General features: G+C 65.6%; 17 protein-coding genes. 10 read left to right on the forward strand and 7 right to left on the reverse strand.

Going from position 1 to position 18,834, the window contains the following annotated elements; translation table 11 throughout:
• Window positions 1–6: 6 nt before the first annotated feature.
• From ccmE to ccmA, 5 genes are read right to left on the reverse strand one after another with little or no spacing between them, the layout of a single operon-like run.
• Entirely contained in the window at window positions 7–465 is a 459-nt protein-coding gene (gene ccmE, locus G3I74_RS10365; protein WP_164211505.1) for a cytochrome c maturation protein CcmE, read from the reverse strand.
• Window positions 449–622 (reverse strand): heme exporter protein CcmD, encoded by a 174-nt coding sequence (gene ccmD / locus G3I74_RS10370; RefSeq protein ID WP_164211506.1) that lies wholly within the window; start codon window positions 620–622, stop codon window positions 449–451. Before ccmD ends, ccmE begins: the two co-directional genes overlap by 17 nt.
• Window positions 619–1,374, reverse strand: coding sequence for a heme ABC transporter permease (locus G3I74_RS10375; protein WP_164211507.1), 756 nt, complete (start codon window positions 1,372–1,374; stop codon window positions 619–621). Before G3I74_RS10375 ends, ccmD begins: the two co-directional genes overlap by 4 nt.
• Window positions 1,371–2,039, reverse strand: a complete 669-nt coding sequence (gene ccmB / locus G3I74_RS10380) for a heme exporter protein CcmB (protein ID WP_164211508.1) — start codon at window positions 2,037–2,039, stop codon at window positions 1,371–1,373. Before ccmB ends, G3I74_RS10375 begins: the two co-directional genes overlap by 4 nt.
• Window positions 2,036–2,701, reverse strand: a complete 666-nt coding sequence (gene ccmA, locus G3I74_RS10385) for a heme ABC exporter ATP-binding protein CcmA (RefSeq protein WP_164211509.1) — start codon at window positions 2,699–2,701, stop codon at window positions 2,036–2,038. Before ccmA ends, ccmB begins: the two co-directional genes overlap by 4 nt.
• 79 nt (window positions 2,702–2,780) lie before the next feature.
• On the opposite strand from ccmA, the gene gor reads away from it, so the two are divergent.
• Complete coding sequence (gor, locus tag G3I74_RS10390; RefSeq protein WP_164211510.1) at window positions 2,781–4,130, forward strand: glutathione-disulfide reductase; 1,350 nt, start codon at window positions 2,781–2,783, stop codon at window positions 4,128–4,130.
• Between the two features lie 83 nt (window positions 4,131–4,213).
• Window positions 4,214–8,254: a S8 family serine peptidase gene (locus G3I74_RS10395; protein WP_203594669.1), complete on the forward strand. Its 4,041-nt coding sequence runs from the start codon at window positions 4,214–4,216 to the stop codon at window positions 8,252–8,254.
• Here G3I74_RS10395 and G3I74_RS10400 read toward each other — a convergent pair.
• Together G3I74_RS10400 and kynU are read right to left on the reverse strand one after the other, a co-directional pair.
• The gene (locus G3I74_RS10400) at window positions 8,251–8,964 is read right to left on the reverse strand and encodes a TVP38/TMEM64 family protein (protein WP_164211512.1); all 714 of its coding nucleotides are present in this window, start codon (window positions 8,962–8,964) and stop codon (window positions 8,251–8,253) included. The genes G3I74_RS10395 and G3I74_RS10400 overlap by 4 nt on opposite strands.
• A complete protein-coding gene (kynU, locus tag G3I74_RS10405) occupies window positions 8,961–10,217 on the reverse strand; it encodes a kynureninase (RefSeq protein WP_164211513.1) in 1,257 nt (418 codons plus the stop codon). Before kynU ends, G3I74_RS10400 begins: the two co-directional genes overlap by 4 nt.
• A 161-nt stretch (window positions 10,218–10,378) precedes the next feature.
• Here kynU and queA point away from each other — a divergent pair, with 161 nt between their 5' ends.
• The 8 genes from queA (at window position 10,379) to G3I74_RS10445 (ending at window position 18,768) form a co-directional block, all read left to right on the forward strand.
• On the forward strand, window positions 10,379–11,398 hold the full coding sequence (gene queA / locus G3I74_RS10410) for a tRNA preQ1(34) S-adenosylmethionine ribosyltransferase-isomerase QueA (RefSeq protein WP_164211514.1): 1,020 nt from the start codon (window positions 10,379–10,381) through the stop codon (window positions 11,396–11,398).
• A 505-nt stretch (window positions 11,399–11,903) separates the two neighbouring features.
• Complete coding sequence (gene tgt, locus G3I74_RS10415; protein WP_164211515.1) at window positions 11,904–13,013, forward strand: tRNA guanosine(34) transglycosylase Tgt; 1,110 nt, start codon at window positions 11,904–11,906, stop codon at window positions 13,011–13,013.
• A gap of 127 nt (window positions 13,014–13,140) precedes the next feature.
• Window positions 13,141–13,476 carry a preprotein translocase subunit YajC gene (gene yajC / locus G3I74_RS10420; protein ID WP_164211516.1) on the forward strand — a complete coding sequence of 112 codons (336 nt, stop codon included), beginning with the start codon at window positions 13,141–13,143 and terminating at the stop codon, window positions 13,474–13,476.
• Between the two features lie 35 nt (window positions 13,477–13,511).
• Entirely contained in the window at window positions 13,512–15,374 is a 1,863-nt protein-coding gene (secD, locus tag G3I74_RS10425; protein ID WP_164211517.1) for a protein translocase subunit SecD, read from the forward strand.
• Window positions 15,375–15,388: 14 nt separating this feature from the next.
• The gene (gene secF, locus G3I74_RS10430) at window positions 15,389–16,366 is read left to right on the forward strand and encodes a protein translocase subunit SecF (RefSeq protein ID WP_164211518.1); all 978 of its coding nucleotides are present in this window, start codon (window positions 15,389–15,391) and stop codon (window positions 16,364–16,366) included.
• Between the two features lie 5 nt (window positions 16,367–16,371).
• Window positions 16,372–16,806 (forward strand): hypothetical protein, encoded by a 435-nt coding sequence (locus tag G3I74_RS10435; protein ID WP_164211519.1) that lies wholly within the window; start codon window positions 16,372–16,374, stop codon window positions 16,804–16,806.
• 65 nt (window positions 16,807–16,871) lie between these two features.
• Window positions 16,872–17,390: a disulfide bond formation protein B gene (locus tag G3I74_RS10440; protein ID WP_164211520.1), complete on the forward strand. Its 519-nt coding sequence runs from the start codon at window positions 16,872–16,874 to the stop codon at window positions 17,388–17,390.
• Window positions 17,391–17,394: 4 nt separating this feature from the next.
• Window positions 17,395–18,768, forward strand: coding sequence for a class II 3-deoxy-7-phosphoheptulonate synthase (locus G3I74_RS10445; RefSeq protein ID WP_164211521.1), 1,374 nt, complete (start codon window positions 17,395–17,397; stop codon window positions 18,766–18,768).
• Window positions 18,769–18,834 lie beyond the last annotated feature (66 nt).

Here is an 18,834-nt window from a genome sequence, read left to right on the forward strand (position 1 = left end):
TTGAAATCAGCGGGTTGTGGGCATATCCACGGTATGTGGCGTGCCCGCTTTTTCCAGTGCGTCGGCCACTTCGTTAGGCATGTAGGTTTCGTCATGCCGCGCCAGTACCTCGCGGGCGTGAAACACGCCGTCTTCGCCGATGTGCCCGTGGGCGATCACGCCCTGGCCTTCTCGGAACAGGTCGGGCAGGATGCCCTGAAAAGTGACCGGCACTTCGTGAGCGCCATCGTTGACCGCGAAGCTGACCATCAGGCTTTGGTTGTCGCGCGATACGCTGCCTTCGGTCACCAGGCCGCCGAGGCGGAAGTTGCGATCACCGGGCAGGGTCTGGGCGTGCACGTCCGACGGGCTGATGAAGAACAGCATGTTCTCCTGCAGGGCGGTGAAGGCCACGGTGGCGGCCGCGCTCACGCTGAGTACGATCAGGCCGACCACGGCCAGTCTCTTTTTACGTCTGGGCGTCATGTGAATAGTCTCCTTCCTCCAGGGCCTGCTCCTCGCGGAGCTCGGCTTTCAGGCGTCGCCGCTTCAATAACGGCTGGATTACCTGCCAGGCCACAATGATGGCAAAAATTCCGTAGCTCGTCCAGACATACGGGGCATATTCGAACTCTGGAATCATGCACTTGCTCCCAGTTTCTGTCTCACCCAGCCCTTGCGTCGATCCTGCTCGATCAACTCGTTGCGGGACCGGTCCAGCAGGGCGGCGCCAAACATCAGCTTGGTGGCGATCACCATCCAGATCAGTGGCGGCATCATGCTCGAGTCCATGCTCGACTCGCCGAAAAAGCTGATCGTGGAGCCCTGGTGCAGCGTCGTCCACCACTCGACCGAGAAATGGATGATCGGAATATTGACCAGCCCGACCAGGATCAGGATGCAGGCCACGCGCGCACCTTTGCGCTTGTCCTCGAAGGCCGCGTAAAGACCCATGATGCCGAGGTAGACGAACAGCAGCACCAGCATCGAGGTCAGGCGCGCGTCCCAGGCCCACCAGGTACCCCACATCGGGCGACCCCAGATCGATCCGGTGGCCAGGCAAATGAGGGTGAATGCCGCGCCGATGGGTGCACCCATCATGGCCATGATTTCGGTGGTCCGGATGCGCCAGACCAGGGCGATGACGGCCAGCACGGACATCACCAGGTAGCCGGCCATGGCCTGCCAGGCTGCGGGCACGTGGACGTAGAGAATGCGGAAGCTGTCGCTTTGCTGGTAATCGGGCGGCACCAGGTAAAGGGCCTTGTATAACCCGAAGGCGGCACAAATCGCCGCGCCTGCCCATAACCAGGGCGCCACCACCCGGCAGAGACGATGAAAAACCGGGGGCGAGCCCAGCCGATGAAAACCGACCTTGATGTTGTGCCAGATCATTCGATATTGAGCCTGAGAGCAGCAGTGGTAGCCAGTGGAATCAGGGTGACGGCCAGAATCAGCAAGGCGCTGAGCAGGCCCAGATGTGCCCGCGCAGAAAGCCCGTCGGCGGCCGCCGAAACCGCACCAGTGGCAAAGATTAGCACGGGAACCACCAGCGGAAAAATTAGAATAGACAGAAGTACGCTGCCGCGATTGGTGCCCAGCGTCAGGGCCGATGCCAGGCCGCCGATCAGCGACAGCAGCGGCGTGCCAATCAGCAGGCTTACCACCAGCGTGGACAAAGCCCGGTCCGGTAAATAAAGCATCTGGGCGGCCACCGGGGCAAATACGATCACCGGCAGGCCGGTGATCAGCCAGTGGCTGAACAGCCGGGTCATCACCAGCAGGCCAACCGGCGTTTCTCCGGTCCACCATTGCTCCAGCGTTCCATCGTCCAGATCCGGTCGAAACAGATGCTCGAGCGCCAGCAGGCTGGCCAGCAGTGCTGCGACCCAGACCATGCCGGGGGCGATGGCCGACAGCAGGTTGGGCCCCGGACCCACGCCCAGAGGCACCAGAATGAGTACCGCAAACAAAAAAACCAGCGGCATCAGCGATTCGCCACCGTGGCGCACCGCCAGGCGCAGATCGCGCCGAAGCAGGGCCAGCATGGCGCGCGTCATCGAACCGACTCCCGCAGGGCGGCCCGAATCACCAGGCGGTCGGGATCGGTCTGCAGGCGGGGCTGGCGCTGATGGGTCGAAAGGGCCGCGGTGCCGCCGCCGGCCAGGTGCTCGTCGAGCAGCTGGTCGACCAGCTCGCCGCCGGCGTCGTCGAGGCTGGCGTAGGGCTCGTCGAGCAGCCAGATGTCGCGCCGGGCCACCAGCAATCCGGCCAGACCCAGGCGGCGCTTCTGTCCGGCCGACAGCGCGCGTGCCGGCCGCAGCCCAAGCCCGGCCAGTCCGACCCGCGCCATGGCGCGATTGACCGCCATGCCGGGCTGTCCGCTGAAGCGGGTGCTGAATTCAAGGTTTTCGCGGCAGCTCAGATCGCCCTTGACCGCGGCAAGATGTCCGAGAAAGGCCAGGCTGGCAGAGCGCGAGAGCTTTCCGGTGGCCGGCTCGAGAATGCCGGCAAGCACGCGCAGCAAGGTGGTTTTGCCGCTGCCGTTGGGGCCGGAGATGACCAGCGCCTGGCCGGCGTTCAGACAAACATCGGCCGGCTCGAACACCAGTTCACCGGAACGGGTGAAGCCCACCTGATCGGCCTGCAGCAGTGCTTTCATCGGCAGGCAGTGACGCCGCGCACGCGGCCGCGAGAAATAATCATCAGGTAGACGGAACATGCAGATGGTTTGCTTGTTCGAATATCGTACCATCGGCATCCCGAAATGATTTGCGCCAGATCAAGCCAAGAGTTTTTGAATGACAAAGTATGACTATGACCTTTTCGTCATCGGCGCCGGTTCCGGCGGCGTTCGCGCGTCTCGCATCGCCGCCGGTCACGGCGCGCGTGTCGGCATCTGCGAGGAATCGCGGGTCGGCGGGACCTGCGTCATCCGCGGCTGCGTGCCGAAGAAGCTGCTGGTCTATGCCTCGCAGTTCGCCGAGGGCTTCAATGATGCCAGCGGCTACGGCTGGGAGGTGCCGCCGGCGCAGTTCTCCTGGCCCGAGCTGATCGAGACCAAGGATCGCGAGATCGATCGCCTCAACCAGGTCTACCTGGGCCTTCTCGAGGCGGCCGGCGTGACCCTGCACATGGGGCGCGGGCGTCTGATCGACGAACATACCGTGGAGGTCAGTGAGCAGCGCTTTACGGCCGAAAAAATCCTGATCGCGGTGGGCGGGCGGCCTTGGGTACCCGAGATTCCCGGCGCCTCGCTGGGCTTTACCTCCGATGAGGCGTTTCATCTGGAGCAGCTTCCAAAGCGAATCCTGGTCGCCGGGGCCGGTTATATCGCGGCCGAGTTTGCCGGCATCTTCAATGGGCTGGGCGCGGATGTGACGCTGGCCTACCGGCGCGAACGCATCCTGCGCGGTTTCGATGAGGACGTGCGCGAAGCGGTCGAGGCGGGCATGGCCGGGCGCGGCATCGAGTTCATGTACCACGCCGCGCCGGCCCGGCTCGAGCAGCAAGGCGACGGCATTCATGTGACCTTTTCCGACGACCAGACCCAGGTGTTCGACGGGGTGATGTTCGCCACCGGTCGCGCGCCCTACACCTGGGACCTGGGGCTGGAAGCCGTCGGCGTCCACACCGGGCCCGGCAACCGCATCGAGGTCGACAGCTACAGCCGCACATCGGTCGACAATATCTTTGCCGTGGGCGATGTCACCGACCGGCTCAACCTGACCCCGATCGCGCTCATGGAAGGCCACGCTTTTGCCGATACCCAGTTTGGCGGCATGGATCGACCGATCGAACACGACGATACCCCGGCGGCGGTGTTTTCGCAGCCGCCAGTGGGCACGGTCGGGCTCTCCGAGGCCGAGGCCCGCGCCGACGGCCTGGCGGTAAAGGTCTATCGCTCCCGCTTTACGCCGATGAAATACACTCTTGCCGGTCGGCAAGAGAAAGGCCTGATGAAACTGGTCGTTGACGCCGACTCGGATCGTGTACTGGGCTGCCACGTGGTCGGGCCGGATGCGCCGGAGATGCTGCAGGGCTTTGCGGTTGCCGTTCGGGCGGGTCTGACCAAGGCCGACTTCGATCGCACGGTCGGCATTCATCCGACGGCCGCAGAGGAGCTCGTGACCTTGCGGCAGCCGGTCTGACGGATCAACAGCGGCCGTCGATTCGGTCAATGCACAGGACTCTTGATATGCGCTTAATGCTCTCTTTTCTTCTCCTATCCGTGTTGGTCCTTGCGGGCATCGAATCCAGCCAGGCGGTCGGTCAGCCAGACGCGTTCGGCAGCCGCTGGATCGTGGAGCTTGAAGAGGCGCCGACGCTGGAGTTTGCCGGTCAGGGCGCCGCGTTGGAGCAGGGCGCCGGTCCGACCTTGCCGATGCTCGAGGCGACCGCGCCGGCGGTGACTGGACGCTCGTTCGATGCGCTCGATCCTTCGGTGCAGGTCTATGAGGGTTTTCTCCAGCAGCGCCAGGCCGAGTTCATGGAACAGGCCCAGATTATGCTGGGACGCAAGCTCGCCAAGGCGGGCAGTACCCAGCACGTCGCCAATGCCGTCATCCTGCAAGGCATCAGTGGCGCCGAGGCACAGCGACTGGCCGAGCTGCCGGGCGTGCGCTCAATCGAGCGCGAGTCCCTGTATCGTCTGCAGCTTTCCGATGGACCGGCGCTGATCGGCGCGCGGGCGCTGGCCGAGGGCGTCGCCCAGTTGCCGCCGGCGCGTGGTGAAGGCACCGTGGTTGGCATCATCGACAGCGGCATCAACTGGAATCATCGCGCCTTTTCTGCCAACCCGACCTACTCCGGCGGCTACGAATACAGCAACCCTTTTGCCGAGTTTCTGGGGCTGTGCGATCGCGCCAATGTGCCTTGCAACGACAAGCTGGTGGGCGTGTACGACTTCACATCCGAGTCGACCGACGGCGAAGATACCGACGGCCACGGCACCCACGTTGCTGCCATTGCGGCCGGCAATGAATGGCTGCCTGATGAGGGCGGTGTGGCGCCGCGGGCCCATATCGTGTCCTACCGGGTCTGCACCGAGCAGGATCCAGACGACGACGAATCAGGCACCTGCCAGGGCAGTGCGATCCTGCAGGCCCTCGACCAGGCCGTGCGCGACGGCGTCGACGTGGTCAATTACTCCATCGGCGGCGACCCGTTCGATCCCTGGCGCGATGGCGCGACACGGCGGGGGCTGAACCTGCTCGATGCGGGGATCGCTTTCGCCACCTCGGCCGGAAACTCCGGCCCGGATCAGGAGACGGTGGGATCGCCGGCCGAGGCACCTTGGATTTTTGCCGTGGGCAGCAGCACCCATCGCGAGCGCAACGGCCGCCGGGTGACGATCAGCGGCGTCGGTGAGTGGTTCATCCTCTACGGCACCGGTCCCGATCTGCCGGTGCCCTCGTTGAGCAATGAGCCGCTGCGCGCCGGCGATGCCGTCGGCGGCACGCTGGAAGCCTGCGAGGCTTTTCCGGCCAAGGCCTTCAACGGCGCCGTGGCGCTGCTCCAGCGCGGCAACTGCCTGTTTGCCGACAAGGTCGACAACGCGGCTGCTGCTGGTGCGATCGCGGTCATTATGATCAACAACGTCGGCGGCGGCCCGATTGGCATGGCCGGGCTGGAGGACAGCACGATTCCGGCCGGGATGGTGTCACTGGCCGACGGCGAGGAAATCCTGCTCGCCCTGCAGGCGGCCGGCGGTGAATTGCCGGTCAGCCTTCCTACGGCCAGGATCACGATCTTCAGCGAAAGCCTGGGCGACCAGATCTCGGGCTTCTCCGCGCGCGGTCCGGCGACCAATGTGCCCAACGTGATGAAGCCCAACGTGGTCGCTCCGGGTGACGGCATCCGGGCGGCCTACGTGCCGGACAGCACGTCGATATCGCGCATCAGTGGTACCTCCATGGCCAGCCCCCACGCCGCCGGCTCCATGGCGCTGCTGCGTCAGCTGGAGCCGGATTGGACGCCGGCCATGCTGTACTCGGCGCTGGAAACGACGGCCGAGACCGAGTCGGTTCTTGCTTTCGGGGAGCCCGCGGATATCTTCGATCGCGGCGCCGGGCGCATTCGCGTGGACCGGGCGGCCCGGGCGGGGCTGTATCTGCCCGTTACCCGCTCTGAATTCCAGGCCGCGAATCCGGAGTTTGGCGGCGACCCCGGCGCGCTCAACCTGGCCGGTCTGATCAACGAAAACTGCGGTCAATCGTGCAGCTTTACCCGCACGGTGACGGCCATGCGAGCCGGGACGTGGTCGGCCAGTGGTGAGGGCGAGGTCGGCGTTTCGGTCACGCCGAGCGATTTCACGCTGGAGCCGGGTGAGTCGCAGGAGCTGAGTATTACGGTGACGCCAGCGTTCTTCGGCAGCAACGAGCTTCAGCAGGGCGCGGTCGTCCTCACGCCGCCGAGTTTGAGTCCGCCGCCGCCCGGCGGCAATCTGGCCACCCAGCGTCTGCAGGTCGGCGTCAGGGCCAGTACCGGAGAAGTCGATCTGCCCGCGCTGCTGCGCATCGACGCCGAGTCCAACGAGGGCCGAACGAACCTGGATCTGGGCTTCATCGACGATCTGCCCGAAGCGGTGCTGCAGACCAGCGCGCTGGTCCGACCCGAGGTCGAGCAGTTTAACCTGCCCGAGGATCCCGACAACGGCGATCCTTATGACGGCAGCGCAGGCACGCGCACTTTCCTGGTCGAGGTGGGCGAGGACGCGCTGGCGCTGTGGGCCGAAACGGTCGCTTCGTCGGCGACGGATATCGATCTTTACGTCGGCCGGGACGCCAACCGCGACGGCCAGGCGCAGGCGCGCGAAGAGCAGTGTTTTTCGATCACGCCCGATGAGTTGGAGCGCTGCATTGTCGAAAACCCCGCCCCGGGCACGTGGTGGATCGTGGTGCAGAACTGGGACGCTTCGGCTGCCCAAGACAGCATCACGCTGGAGACGGCGGTGATCGATGCCGTACACAGCGATGACCTGGTTGTCTACGGTCCGGGCAGTCATGAGGCCGGGCTGCTGGCGGTGGGTTTGTCGTGGAGCAAGCCGGAAATGCGCCGCAATGAGCGCCATCTCGGCCTGGTCTCGATTGCCGGCGGTGACGGCCCTGCCGATCGGGTGGGCTCGGTGCCCGTGGTGCTCGAGCGCAGCCGCGCGCTGGTGCCCGAGACCACGGTGCTGGTGCCCGGCAAGACCCAGCCGGTGGTGGCGCCGGCCCGTGGACGCCACGAGGCGGTTTTTGTCGACGTACCTGAAACCGCCGAGCGCCTGACGATTGAAACCAAGGGTGATGCTGCGGTCGACGTTTCGGTTCGACGGGTCGGGTTCGACGCCGTTCGCGCCAGCGCGCCGGAAACGCCCGCGCCCGCCGGCGCGGTGCTTGCGTCGGGCGCGGCGGGCGGTGCGCCGCTGGTCTTGTCAGCGTCTGCTCTGACGCCGGGCCGCTACTTTGTCGAACTCGACAATGCCCTGAGCGAGGAGCAGGTGGTGGAAATCACCGCCAGCCTGCAAGAGACCGGCACCATTGCCCGCCAGATCGGGCTGTGGAGCCCGGTCGGCACTCCGCAAAATCGCCGCGACGAGATTGCCCAGGGGATCACCTGGCAAACGGCGGGCGACGGCTTCATCGTCTGGTACAGCTACGACGAGGACGGTCTGCCCCTGTTTTATCTGGGCGCGGCCCCGGTCGATGAGACCTCGTCGGTCTGGTCGGCCGATATCGACACCTACGTGGCCGCCGACGGCGAGCAGACCGCGGTGCGTGCCGGGCACGTCGTCGTGACCATGATCGACGAGGACAACATGGTCTTTTCCTGGTCGGTCAACGGCGGGCAGGGTTCGGACATCAAGCAGCCGGTGGCACCGCCGACCTGCCCGGAAGTCAACGGCAGTTCGGTTAGCTACACCGGGCATTGGTATACGCCGGGTCGGTTCGAAGGTGGCACCTCGGTTGTTGTGTCAGCCAACTCCCAAGCCCAGATCCGTTATTACTATGATCTCGAGGGAGTAGGTCGATGGTTCCTGGCCGATGATCTGCAGTCGACCGATCCGCTGGCCGAGGAGCTCGATGTTTATGATTTCCGCGGCTTTTGCCCCAGCTGCCCGCCGGCGCCGGTCAGCTCGGAGATTGTTGGCGCCTACGCGCGCATGTTCGAAAGCGAGAATCGCGGCATGGAGACCATGGAGTTCGTCTCGCGAGACCCGCTGAATCACCGCATTCAGCTTGAGTTGCCGATCGTGAAGCTCTCGGCGCCGGCCGTTTGTCGGGCGGATTAGTGCGCCTGGCGCTTACGCAGGTGGTGCTGTAGCAGGCGGGCAGCGGCCAGCAGCATCAGCAGCGCCAGAAGTGGCAAGCCGATCCGGGGCTCCAGCAACAGCCCGGGCCCGATCAGCTCGCGGCTCTCGGCCAGGGTCTCCAGCCCACTGCCGACGCTGACGTAGACCACGGTGGTCGGCACCAAGCCGACCGCGGTCACGAGCACGTAGTGCACGATGCCGATGCCGGTCAGCCCGGCCGCAGCGTTGATCAGGAAAAACGGCGCGACCGGGATGATGCGCAGCACGATCAGATACCAGGTGACATCGTCTTCGAGCAGCGTCAGCCAGCGCCGGAACCGGCCTTCACGCAGTCTTAGGCGGAGGCGCTGGCCGCCGACCGCCCGGACGATGACAAAGGTCAGGGTCGCGCCGGCGGTGCCGGCCAGCAGCGCAAAACCGATACCGATGCTCGCTCCGAACAGGTACCCGGCGGCCAGGCAGAACACCGTCACTACCGGCAGCGTGGTCAGCGACAGACCCACAAACGCCAGCATGAAGATGGCCAGCGCCCAGCCCAGGTCCTGCTCGGCCCGGCTTTCCAGCCACTCCAGCGCGGCGAAGACCGGGTCCAGGCCCAGCCAGAGGGCGGCAGCGAACGCACCGACGACGCCTAGAGCGAGAAAGATCTCGGCGGTGGGCCGCCGGTAGCGGCGAGGTGGGACGCTCAACGGGTGCGCGCCGAGCTCAACTGGTCGATCAGGTCAACCAGGCGCTCGATATCGTCTAGCGTGTTGTACAAGGGCACCGGTGCAGCGCGGATGATGTCCGGTTCGCGCCAGTCGCAAATCACGCCGTGCGCTTCCAGGCGTTCGAACAACTGGCGTCCGGCGTCTCTTCCGGCGCGGACCTGCAAGGAAAGCTGGCAACCGCGGCGATGGGGTTCCAGCGGCGTGATGATGTTGATCCGGTCAGCCAGTCGTTCGTGGATGAGATGCGCCAGGTGACCCGTCATCTCCAGCGACAGCTTGCGCAGCACCGGCAAGCCGCCGGCCTCGGCAAACAGATCCAGTGACGCCCATAGCGGCGCCAGCGTCAGGATGGGGGGCTCGGAGATCTGCCAGCCCTCCGCGCCGCGCATGGGCTTGAAGTCCGGACCCATGTGAAATCGGCTGTGCTCGTCGTGGCCCCACCAGCCGGCCAGGCGCGGCCCGTCGAAGTCGCGGTGGCGCTCGTGAACGAAGCAGCCGGCGACCGCGGCCGGGCCGGAGTTGAGGTACTTGTAGCTGCACCAAACGGCAAAGTCGGCGCCGATTTCGTGCAGGTCCAGCGGCACGTTGCCGACGGCGTGGGCCAGGTCCAGGCCGAGCACGGTGCCGGCCTTCCGGCAGGCCCGGGCGATGCGGGCCAGATCGAAAACCTGGCCGGTGGCGTACTGCACGCCCGGCCACAGCACCATCGCGACCTGGTCGCCATAGCGCTCAAGGTAGTCCTCCAGGTCTTCTTCGTGCAGCAGCCGGTCGCGGCGCGGCGCCAGTTCGGCCAGGTCGCGGTCCGGGTCCAGGCCATGCCATTGCAGCTGCGAGACCACCGCGTAGCGGTCGGAGGGAAAGGCGCCGCGCTCCATCAGCAGCCGCCGTCGCTGGCCCTGGGGCCGGAAGAAGCTGGTCATCATCAGGTGCAGGTTGATGGTCAGGGTGTTCATCACCACGACCTCGTGGACCCTGGCGCCGACCAGTTCAGCCAGCGTGTCCAGGCCCAGGCGGTGGAATTCCAGCCACGGGGTCGGACCGTCGAAGTGGCCGATCACGCCCATCTGCGCCCAGCGCTCGAGCTGGGCGTTGACCGCATCGGCGGCCGCCTTGGGCTGGGCACCCAGCGAGTTGCCGACCAGATAAAGGCAGTCACCGCCGCCGGGCGCGTGCGGAATGCGGAAGCGGTCGCGGAACTGGCCGGGCGCGCTGTCGGTCTGGATCACGGTCATGGTTTGGTTCTCGCGGGCAAGTCGATTGGCTGCCTCAGGCGCCGATTTGAGATTAACATTCCAGCAGTAACGGTTTCGGGTTTCCGGTTTCCGGAACAGTCTGGCGTATGCCATTTTCGTAGCCCGTGAACCGGAATCCGTAAACCCGAAACCTGATTTCAATGAAACCCTCCGATTTCGAATTCGATCTGCCCGATCACCTGATTGCCCAGCACCCGCTACCCGAACGCTCGGCCAGCCGCCTTCTGACGCTGGACCGGCGCAGCGGTCAGACCGCCGACCGGCGGTTTGCCGAGCTGCCCGACCTGCTGCGCGCCGAGGACCTGCTGGTGTTCAACAACACCCGGGTGATTCCCGCACGGCTATGGGCGGCCAAGGAAACCGGGGGGCGGGTCGAGATTCTGATCGAGCGGCTGATCGACGCGCGTTCGGCCACCGTCCAGCTGCGGGCCAACCGCAAGCCGCAGCCCGACAGCGAGCTGGTCATCGACAGCGTCGCCCGGCTGCGCATTGTTGGGCGCGAGGGCGAGTTCTGGCGCCTGGAGATCGAGCGCGGCCCCGACTGGCCGGCGCTGCTGGAGGCGGTCGGCCACATGCCGCTGCCGCCCTATATCGAGCGGGCCGACGAGGCCCAGGATCGCGAGCGCTACCAGACCGTTTACGGCCAGGTGCCCGGGGCGGTGGCCGCACCGACCGCCGGGCTGCACTTCGACGAGGAGTTGCTGGCGCGGATCGACGCGCTGGGCGTGCGCCGGGCCTTCTGCACGCTGCACGTCGGCGCCGGCACTTTTCAGCCGGTGCGCGCGGAGCGGATCGAGGACCACGTCATGCACGCCGAGTGGCTGCAGGTCGACCAGGCGCTGGTCGATGCGGTTGCCGCAACCCGCGCGCGCGGCGGGCGGGTCATCGCGGTCGGCACCACGGCCGTGCGCTCGCTGGAAACCGCGGCGGCCTCCGGCCGGCTGCAGCCCTGCACCGGCGACAGCCGCCTGTTCATCTATCCCGGCTACGAGTTCCGCGTGGTCGATGCCCTGATCACCAATTTTCACCTGCCCGGATCGACCCTGATCATGCTGGTCTCGGCGCTGGCCGGGCGGGAAAATATTCTGGGCGCCTACCGCCATGCCGTTGAACAGGAATACCGTTTCTTCAGCTACGGCGATGCGATGCTGATCTCGTAGGCTTCGTCTGGTCGAGGTTAGGGTGGCTTCGAGGCCTGCCGGGGTGGGGATGACATCCTTCAGTTCGACGCGTGGCGAGGCCTTCAGGATGTCATCCCCACCCCGGCAGGCTGGCCGCTGGTGGAGGGAGGACCCCCTTCAGTTTGACGCGTGGCGAGGCCTTCAGGATGTCATCCCCACCCCGGCAGGCTGGCCGCTGGTGGCGGGAGGGCCCCCTTCAGTTCGACGCGTGGCGAGGCCTTCAGGGGGTCCTCCCCACCCCGACAGGCTGGCCGCTGGTGGCGCCGAGGGGGTGGGGCCGTTGTCGAAGTCGCGATGCTTGAGCTGGCGACGCACCCTGGCGAGCTGACGGGGAGGCGTCGCTGAAGGCCTCGCCACGCGTCGAACTGAAGCGGCGCCTCCCCGTCAGCTCGACGTCGAAGCCGCCTTGCCGAAGCGGTGGCCAGATACTTTTTCCGGCCGGCCTGCTGTAGGATGCGCCGACCCATGCTGATAGCCTGCTGACATGAATTTCGACCTCCTCTCCACGGCCGCCGACGCCCGCCGCGGCCGCCTGAGTTTCGGCCGCGGCACCGTCGAGACGCCGGCCTTCATGCCGGTGGGCACCTACGGCACGGTCAAGGCGATGACGCCGGAGGAACTGCGCGCGACGGGCGCCCAGATCATCCTGGGCAATACCTTTCACCTGATGCTCAGACCCGGCACCGACGTGATCGCCGCCCACGGCGACCTGCACGATTTCATGGCCTGGTCCGGGCCCATCCTGACCGATTCCGGCGGTTTCCAGGTCTGGAGCCTGGCCGAGCTGCGCCAGATGGACGAGCGCGGGGTGACCTTTGCCTCGCCGGTCGACGGCTCGCCCGTATTCCTGGGCCCGGAAGAGTCGATGGCGGTGCAGCGCGTGCTGGGTTCGGACATCGTCATGATCTTTGATGAATGCACGCCGTATCCTGCAACCGAGGAACAGGCCGCGCAGTCCATGCGCCGCTCTCTGCGCTGGGCGGCGCGCTCGAAAGCCGCCCACGGCGACAGCCGGTCGGCCCTGTTCGGCATCGTCCAGGGCGGCATGCACGCCGGGCTTCGGGCCGAGTCGGCCGCGGGGCTGGTGGAGATCGGCTTCGACGGCTACGCCATCGGCGGGCTGTCGGTGGGCGAGCCCGAAGACGAGCGCAACGCCGTGCTCGAGGCCACCGTGCCGCATCTGCCCGCCGATCGGCCGCGCTACCTGATGGGGGTGGGCCGGCCGGAGGACCTGGTCGCCGGGGTGCTGCGCGGGGTCGACATGTTTGACTGCGTCATGCCCACGCGCAACGCCCGCAATGGCCACCTGTTTACATCAGCCGGCGTGCTCAAGATCCGCAACGCCCGCTATCGGACCGACACCCGGCCGATCGACGAGCGCTGCGACTGCTACACCTGCCGGAACTACTCGCGTGCCTATATAAAGCACCTTAACAAGTGCAACGAAATCCTCGGCCATCGCCTGGCCACGATCCACAATTTGCACTACTACCAGCACCTGATGGGCACGCTGCGCGCCGGGATCGAGTCGGGCAATCTGGATGAGGCGGTGGCCGAGCTTCGTGCCGGCTGGGGTGGCGGCGTTCCTGATTGAGGTTGTTCCGGGTTAATCCCTGTGCCCATGGCTGTTGGCGCGGGGGTATGCGATAATGACAGGTTCGGATCGGGGCTCGATGCCCCCATCTCAACCATCCAAGCATTGATCAGTCGAGGACAACCCTATGGATTTTCTGATCGCCAGCGCCATGGCCCAGACTGCCGGCGCTCCGCAACAGCCCAGCGTCTGGGGCAGCCTGATTCCGCTGATTCTGATCGTGGTGATTTTCTGGTTTTTGTTGATTCGCCCGCAGATGAAGCGCAACAAGGAGCACCGGGAACTGATTGCCGGCCTGTCGGTCGGTGACGAGGTGGTGTCGGCCGGCGGGCTGCTCGGCAAGATCACCGAGGTCGGCGACAGCTTTGTGTCGGTTCAACTGTCCGACGGCGTGACCGTCAAGCTGCAGCGCCACTCCGTGGCCCAGGTCGTGCCGAAAGGAACGATCGATTCTTCCAGCTAGTTTTTTAATCATCGTTTGACCCGGGACTTCCCTTCATGAATCGTTTTCCGCCCTGGAAATACGCCCTGCTGATCATCGCGCTGGGCTTTGGCATTCTCTACGCGCTGCCGAACCTGTTCGGCGACGATCCGGCGGTTCAGGTGTCTTCAATCCGCGGCTTCGAGCTCGAGCCGGACCTGGTAAACCGGGTCGAGACGCTGCTGGACTCAGCCGAGATCGAATACGACGCGATCGAATTCCAGCCGCAGCGCCTGCTGGTGCGCCTGGACGACACCGACCGCCAGACCCGCGCGGCCGATCTGTTGCGCGAATCCTTAAACGATGAGGACTATGTGGTCGCGCTCAACCTGGCGCCGTCCACGCCCGAGTGGCTGCGGGCGCTGCAGGCCGAGCCGATGGTGCTGGGGCTGGACCTTCAGGGGGGCGTGCACTTCCTGATGCAGGTGGATATGGATGCCGCGCGCACTCAGCAGCTTGAGCGCTTCGTCGGCGATATCCGCACCGTGCTGCGGCAGGGCAACATCCGCTACCGCTCGGTCCGACTGGACCGCAATGAAATCATCGCCGAGTTGCGCTCGGCCGAGGATCGAGACCGTGCCATCCGCCTGATCGAGCGTGAGCTGGAGGAACTGGTTCTGGAACCCCGCGACGGCGGCGAGACCTTCAACCTGCGCGCCTCGATCGATGAAGAAATCCTGCAGGAACTGCAGCAGACCGCGCTGCGCCAGAACATCACCACGCTGCGCAACCGCGTCAACGAGCTCGGGGTGTCGGAGCCCATCATCCAGCAGCAGGGCGCCGAGCGCATCGTCGTCCAGCTGCCGGGCGTCCAGGACACCGCCGAGGCCAAGCGCGTGCTTGGCTCCACCGCGACCATCGAGTACCGCGGGGTCGACGAACAGAATGATCCTTTCGAGGCCAATCGCACCGGCCGGATCCCGCCGCAGTCGCGGCTGTACTTCATGCGCGACGGCTCCCCCATCCTGCTCTCGCGCACGGTCATCGCCTCGGGCGACAACCTGGTCGGCGCGGCAGCCGGCTTTGACCAGCAAAGCGGTCAGCCCAACGTGGTCGTGACCCTCGACGGCGTTGGTGCCCGGCGCATGCTCGAGCACACCAGCGAGAACGTCGGCAACCGCATGGCGGTGGTGTTCATCGAGCACCGGCCCGACACCCGGGAGGTCGACGGCGAAGAGGTCCAGACCACGCGCCGGGTCGAAGAGGTGATCTCGGCGGCGGTGACCCGCGAGCCGTTCGGGCGGCGCTTCCAGACCACGGGCCTGGGCTCGGCCACCGAGGCCACCCAGCTGGCCATGCTGCTGCGCGCCGGTGCGCTGGCCGCGCCGATGCAGATCATCGAAGAGCGCACCGTCGGACCCAGCCTGGGCCAGGACAACATCGACCAGGGCTTCCGCTCGGTGATCATCGGCTTTGCCCTGGTGCTGGTGCTGATGGCGGTGTACTACAAGGTCTTCGGCCTGGTTGCCAACATCGCCCTGACCGCCAACCTGGTGCTGATCGTGGCCCTGCTGTCGCTGCTGGGCGCTACCCTGACCCTGCCCGGCATCGCCGGGATCGTGCTGACGGTCGGTATGGCGGTGGACGCCAACGTGCTGATTTTCGAACGCATCAAGGAAGAGTTACGCAACGGCAACACGCCGCAGGCGGCGATCCGGGCCGGCTACGAAAAGGCCTTCTCGACCATTGCCGACGCGAATGTGACCACGCTGATCGCGGCCATCGTGCTGTTCATGTTCGGTACCGGACCCATCAAGGGCTTTGCCGTGACCTTAAGCCTCGGCATCGCGACCTCGATGTTTACCGCCATCGTCGGCACCCGCGGCGTCGTCAGCCTGATCTATGGCCGACGCAAGCGGGTCCAGGCGCTGGCGATCTGAAGGACTGATAAGTCATGGACATCATCAAGACCGATACCCACATCAACTTCATGGGCCAGCGCAAGCTGGCGCTGGTGATCTCGGCCATCATCCTGGCCATCGGCATCGCCTCGCTGTTTGTTCGCGGCGTCAACTTTGGCCTGGATTTCACCGGCGGCACGCTGATCGAGGTGACCTATCCGGCCGCTCCAGACCTGACCGAGTTGCGCGATACCCTGACCGGCGCGGGCTTCGACGACTTCACCGTCCAGACCTTCGGCACGGCCACCGATATCGTCGTGCGCATGCCGGCCGATCAGGGCGATGCGTCCGGCGCGGATCTGTCGACCCAGGTGCTCGAGGCCCTGTCCGAGACCACCCCGGACATCGACCTGCGCCGGGTCGAGTTCGTCGGCCCGCAGGTCGGTCAGGAACTGGCCGAGCAGGGCGGGCTGGCGTTGCTTTACGCCATTATCGGCATCCTGCTCTACGTCTCGTTCCGCTTCCAGTGGCGGTTTGCGGTCGGCGCGGTGGCCGCGCTGATCCACGACGTATTGGTGGTCGTGGGCATCCTGTCGCTGTTCCAGGTCAACTTCGATCTGACCGTGGTCGCCGCCATCCTGGCCGTGATCGGCTACTCGCTCAATGACACCATCGTGGTCTACGACCGCCTGCGCGAGAACTTCCGGGTCAAGCGCAAGGGCACGCCGCTGGAGCTGTGCAACCTGTCGATCAACCAGATGCTCGGGCGTACGGTGATGACCTCGCTGACCACGCTGCTGGTGCTGATCGCGCTGTTCTACTTCGGCGGCGAGATCATCCACGCCTTTGCCTTCACCCTGATCGCCGGCGTGATCGTCGGAACCTATTCCTCGATCTTCATTGCCGGTACCGCCGCGATCATGCTGGGAATCTCCAAGCAAGACCTCATGCCGGTGGCCAAGGAAGGCGCCGACCAGCCGGACCAGGAAACCGAGGTCCTGCCCGAGCGCTTCCGGCGCGGCGGAGCCTGACGGCGATGCGCTGGCCACTCGCTTTCGCCGGCTTTATTTTGCTTGGCCTGGCGGCCGTGCCGCCGGCTGCCGCCGAGTCGTCCTTCCTGGTCGAGGGGGAACTGTGGCTGGACGGCGTCCAGCGCGGAACCCCCACCCTGCAGGTCAGACCCAACTCACCGGCCAGTATCGAGGTCGGCGACGAAGAGCAGGCCTGGCGCCTGGAGGTCGAGGTCGAGCCGGTCGACGATACCTACGCCCCGGCCGATACCCTCTGGATTCACGTTGCCGTGGATCAGAAAGTTGACGGTGATTGGCAGCGCATGGCCGACTCCATGCTGGGTGTCCCGGAAGGTGAGCCCGCGATCTTCAGCATTGTCGATGACGATGCGGCGGCCACGCGGGAAACCGCCACGGTTTACCTGCAGATCCGGACCACCCGGGCTGCAGATGCACCCTAGGCCAGGCCTGTCGGCTGCGACCGGCTTGATGCGCGCTTGACAACCTTGCCGCCAGAATCAAAGGCATGAACACACTGGTGCTCGGGCGTACACCCTATGCTCTGATCGTCCTGGCTTGCGCCGGGCTGCTGGGCTATGCCTACTATGCTGAGTTCGTGCTGGGACTGGAGCCTTGCCCGCTGTGCATGCTGCAGCGCCTTGGTTTCATGATCATGGGGGCAACCGCGCTGGTCGCGGCCCTGCACGGGCCGAAATCCTGGGGACGGTGGCTGTACGCCATTCCCTTCCTGGGCGGCGCCGGCTGGGGCCTGGCCACCGCCGGTCGCCACGTCTGGCTGCAGAACCTGCCCGAAGACCAGGTGCCCGACTGTGGTCCGGGCCTGTATTTCATGCGTGAATTTGACTTTCCCTTCAGCGAGATCGTGCGCGAGGCCTTCACCGGGGCCGGCGAGTGCGCGGAAATCGACTGGAGTTTTCTGGGTTTGACGTTTCCGGGCTGGGCCTTGCTCTGGTATGTTGCCCTGACAGTGTTTATGCTGTGGGCCTCAAGTACCCGTTCAGCTGCAGGATCAACATCAGGATAGCGATATGAGCGAAGCACTCAAGACCATCACCCCGGCCAAGGACTGGGCGCCGGATTCCTGGCAGCGCAAGACCGCCGGCCAGCAGGCGACCTATCCGGATCCCAAGGCGCTCGATGGCGCGGTCTATCACTTGAGCCAGATGCCGCCGCTGGTGACGTCCTGGGAAATCCTGACGCTCAAGGAGCAGATCGCCGAGGCCCAGGCCGGCAAGCGGTTTTTCCTGCAAGGCGGCGACTGCGCCGAAGTGTTCGGCGAGTGCGAGCCGTCGATCATCGCCAACCGCCTCAAGGTGCTGCTGCAGATGTCGCTGGTGCTGCTGCACGGGCTGGAAATGCCGGTGGTGCGGATTGGCCGATTCGCCGGCCAGTACGCCAAGCCGCGCTCGGAGGACACCGAAACCCGCGATGGGCTGACCCTGCCGAGCTACCGTGGCGATATCGTCAATTCACCGGAATTCACGCCCGAGGCCCGCACCCCGGATCCATCGCGCCTGCTGACCGCGTTTTCGTGCTCGGCCATGACCATGAATTTCGTTCGCGCCCTGGTTGACGGTGGTTTCGCCGACCTCCACCACCCGGAATACTGGGACCTGGGCTGGGTCGAGCACTCGCCGCTGGCCGATGAGTTTCACCGCATCGCCGACAGCATCGGCCAGTCGGTGCGGTTCATGGAAACCATTACCGGGCAGCAGCCGGGCAGCCTGCGCCGGGTGGATTTCTTTACCTCGCATGAGGCGCTGCACCTGCACTACGAGCAGGCCATGGCCCGGCGCGTGCCGCGACAGTGGGGCTATTTCAACCTGTCGACGCACTTCCCGTGGATCGGCATGCGCACCGCCGAGCTGGACGGTGCCCACGTCGAGCTGTTCCGCGGCCTGCGCAACCCGCTGGGCATCAAGATCGGCGCCGGCATGTCGAGCGACTGGCTCAAGGGCCTGCTGCGCACGCTGAACCCGGACAACGAGGCCGGCCGCATCGTTCTCATCCATCGCATGGGCGCCAACAAGGTCGGCGATCATCTGCCAGCTCTGATCGAGGCGGTCAAGGCCACCGGCTCGCCGGTGCTGTGGGTGTGCGACCCGATGCACGGCAACACCGAAAAGACCGCCAGCGGCTACAAGACCCGGCGCTTTTCCAATATCCAGGCCGAGGTCGAGCAGGCCTTCGACGTCCACGCCGCCTGCGGCTCGCGCCTTGGTGGGGTCCACCTGGAGCTGACCGGCGAAAACGTGACCGAATGCATCGGCGGTGCCCGCGAGTTGGCCGAGCAGGACCTGCAGCGCTGCTACAAGACCACGGTCGATCCGCGCCTGAACTACGAGCAGGCCATCGAAATGGCGATGCTGGTGGTGCGCAAGCGGCGCAGTTTGGGGCAGTAACAGACGGGTTACGGTTTACGGGCTACGGTTTACGGAATGACTTGCTTACGCAGCTATCCGTAACCC

The organism is Wenzhouxiangella limi, assembly GCF_010499265.1.
In the GTDB taxonomy this organism is placed as follows: Bacteria; Pseudomonadota; Gammaproteobacteria; order Xanthomonadales; family Wenzhouxiangellaceae; genus Wenzhouxiangella; species Wenzhouxiangella limi.

Bases quoted from the DNA above. Each gene is read 5' to 3' on its own strand.
- ccmE (WP_164211505.1), bottom strand. From the start codon at position 465: ATGACGCCCAGACGTAAAAAGAGACTGGCCGTGGTCGGCCTGATCGTA.
- ccmD (WP_164211506.1), bottom strand. From the start codon at position 622: ATGATTCCAGAGTTCGAATATGCCCCGTATGTCTGGACGAGCTACGGA.
- G3I74_RS10375 (WP_164211507.1), bottom strand. From the start codon at position 1,374: ATGATCTGGCACAACATCAAGGTCGGTTTTCATCGGCTGGGCTCGCCC.
- ccmB (WP_164211508.1), bottom strand. From the start codon at position 2,039: ATGACGCGCGCCATGCTGGCCCTGCTTCGGCGCGATCTGCGCCTGGCG.
- ccmA (WP_164211509.1), bottom strand. From the start codon at position 2,701: ATGTTCCGTCTACCTGATGATTATTTCTCGCGGCCGCGTGCGCGGCGT.
- gor (WP_164211510.1), top strand. From the start codon at position 2,781: ATGACAAAGTATGACTATGACCTTTTCGTCATCGGCGCCGGTTCCGGC.
- kynU (WP_164211513.1), bottom strand. From the start codon at position 10,217: ATGACCGTGATCCAGACCGACAGCGCGCCCGGCCAGTTCCGCGACCGC.
- queA (WP_164211514.1), top strand. From the start codon at position 10,379: ATGAAACCCTCCGATTTCGAATTCGATCTGCCCGATCACCTGATTGCC.
- tgt (WP_164211515.1), top strand. From the start codon at position 11,904: ATGAATTTCGACCTCCTCTCCACGGCCGCCGACGCCCGCCGCGGCCGC.
- yajC (WP_164211516.1), top strand. From the start codon at position 13,141: ATGGATTTTCTGATCGCCAGCGCCATGGCCCAGACTGCCGGCGCTCCG.
- secD (WP_164211517.1), top strand. From the start codon at position 13,512: ATGAATCGTTTTCCGCCCTGGAAATACGCCCTGCTGATCATCGCGCTG.
- secF (WP_164211518.1), top strand. From the start codon at position 15,389: ATGGACATCATCAAGACCGATACCCACATCAACTTCATGGGCCAGCGC.
- G3I74_RS10435 (WP_164211519.1), top strand. From the start codon at position 16,372: ATGCGCTGGCCACTCGCTTTCGCCGGCTTTATTTTGCTTGGCCTGGCG.
- G3I74_RS10440 (WP_164211520.1), top strand. From the start codon at position 16,872: ATGAACACACTGGTGCTCGGGCGTACACCCTATGCTCTGATCGTCCTG.
- G3I74_RS10445 (WP_164211521.1), top strand. From the start codon at position 17,395: ATGAGCGAAGCACTCAAGACCATCACCCCGGCCAAGGACTGGGCGCCG.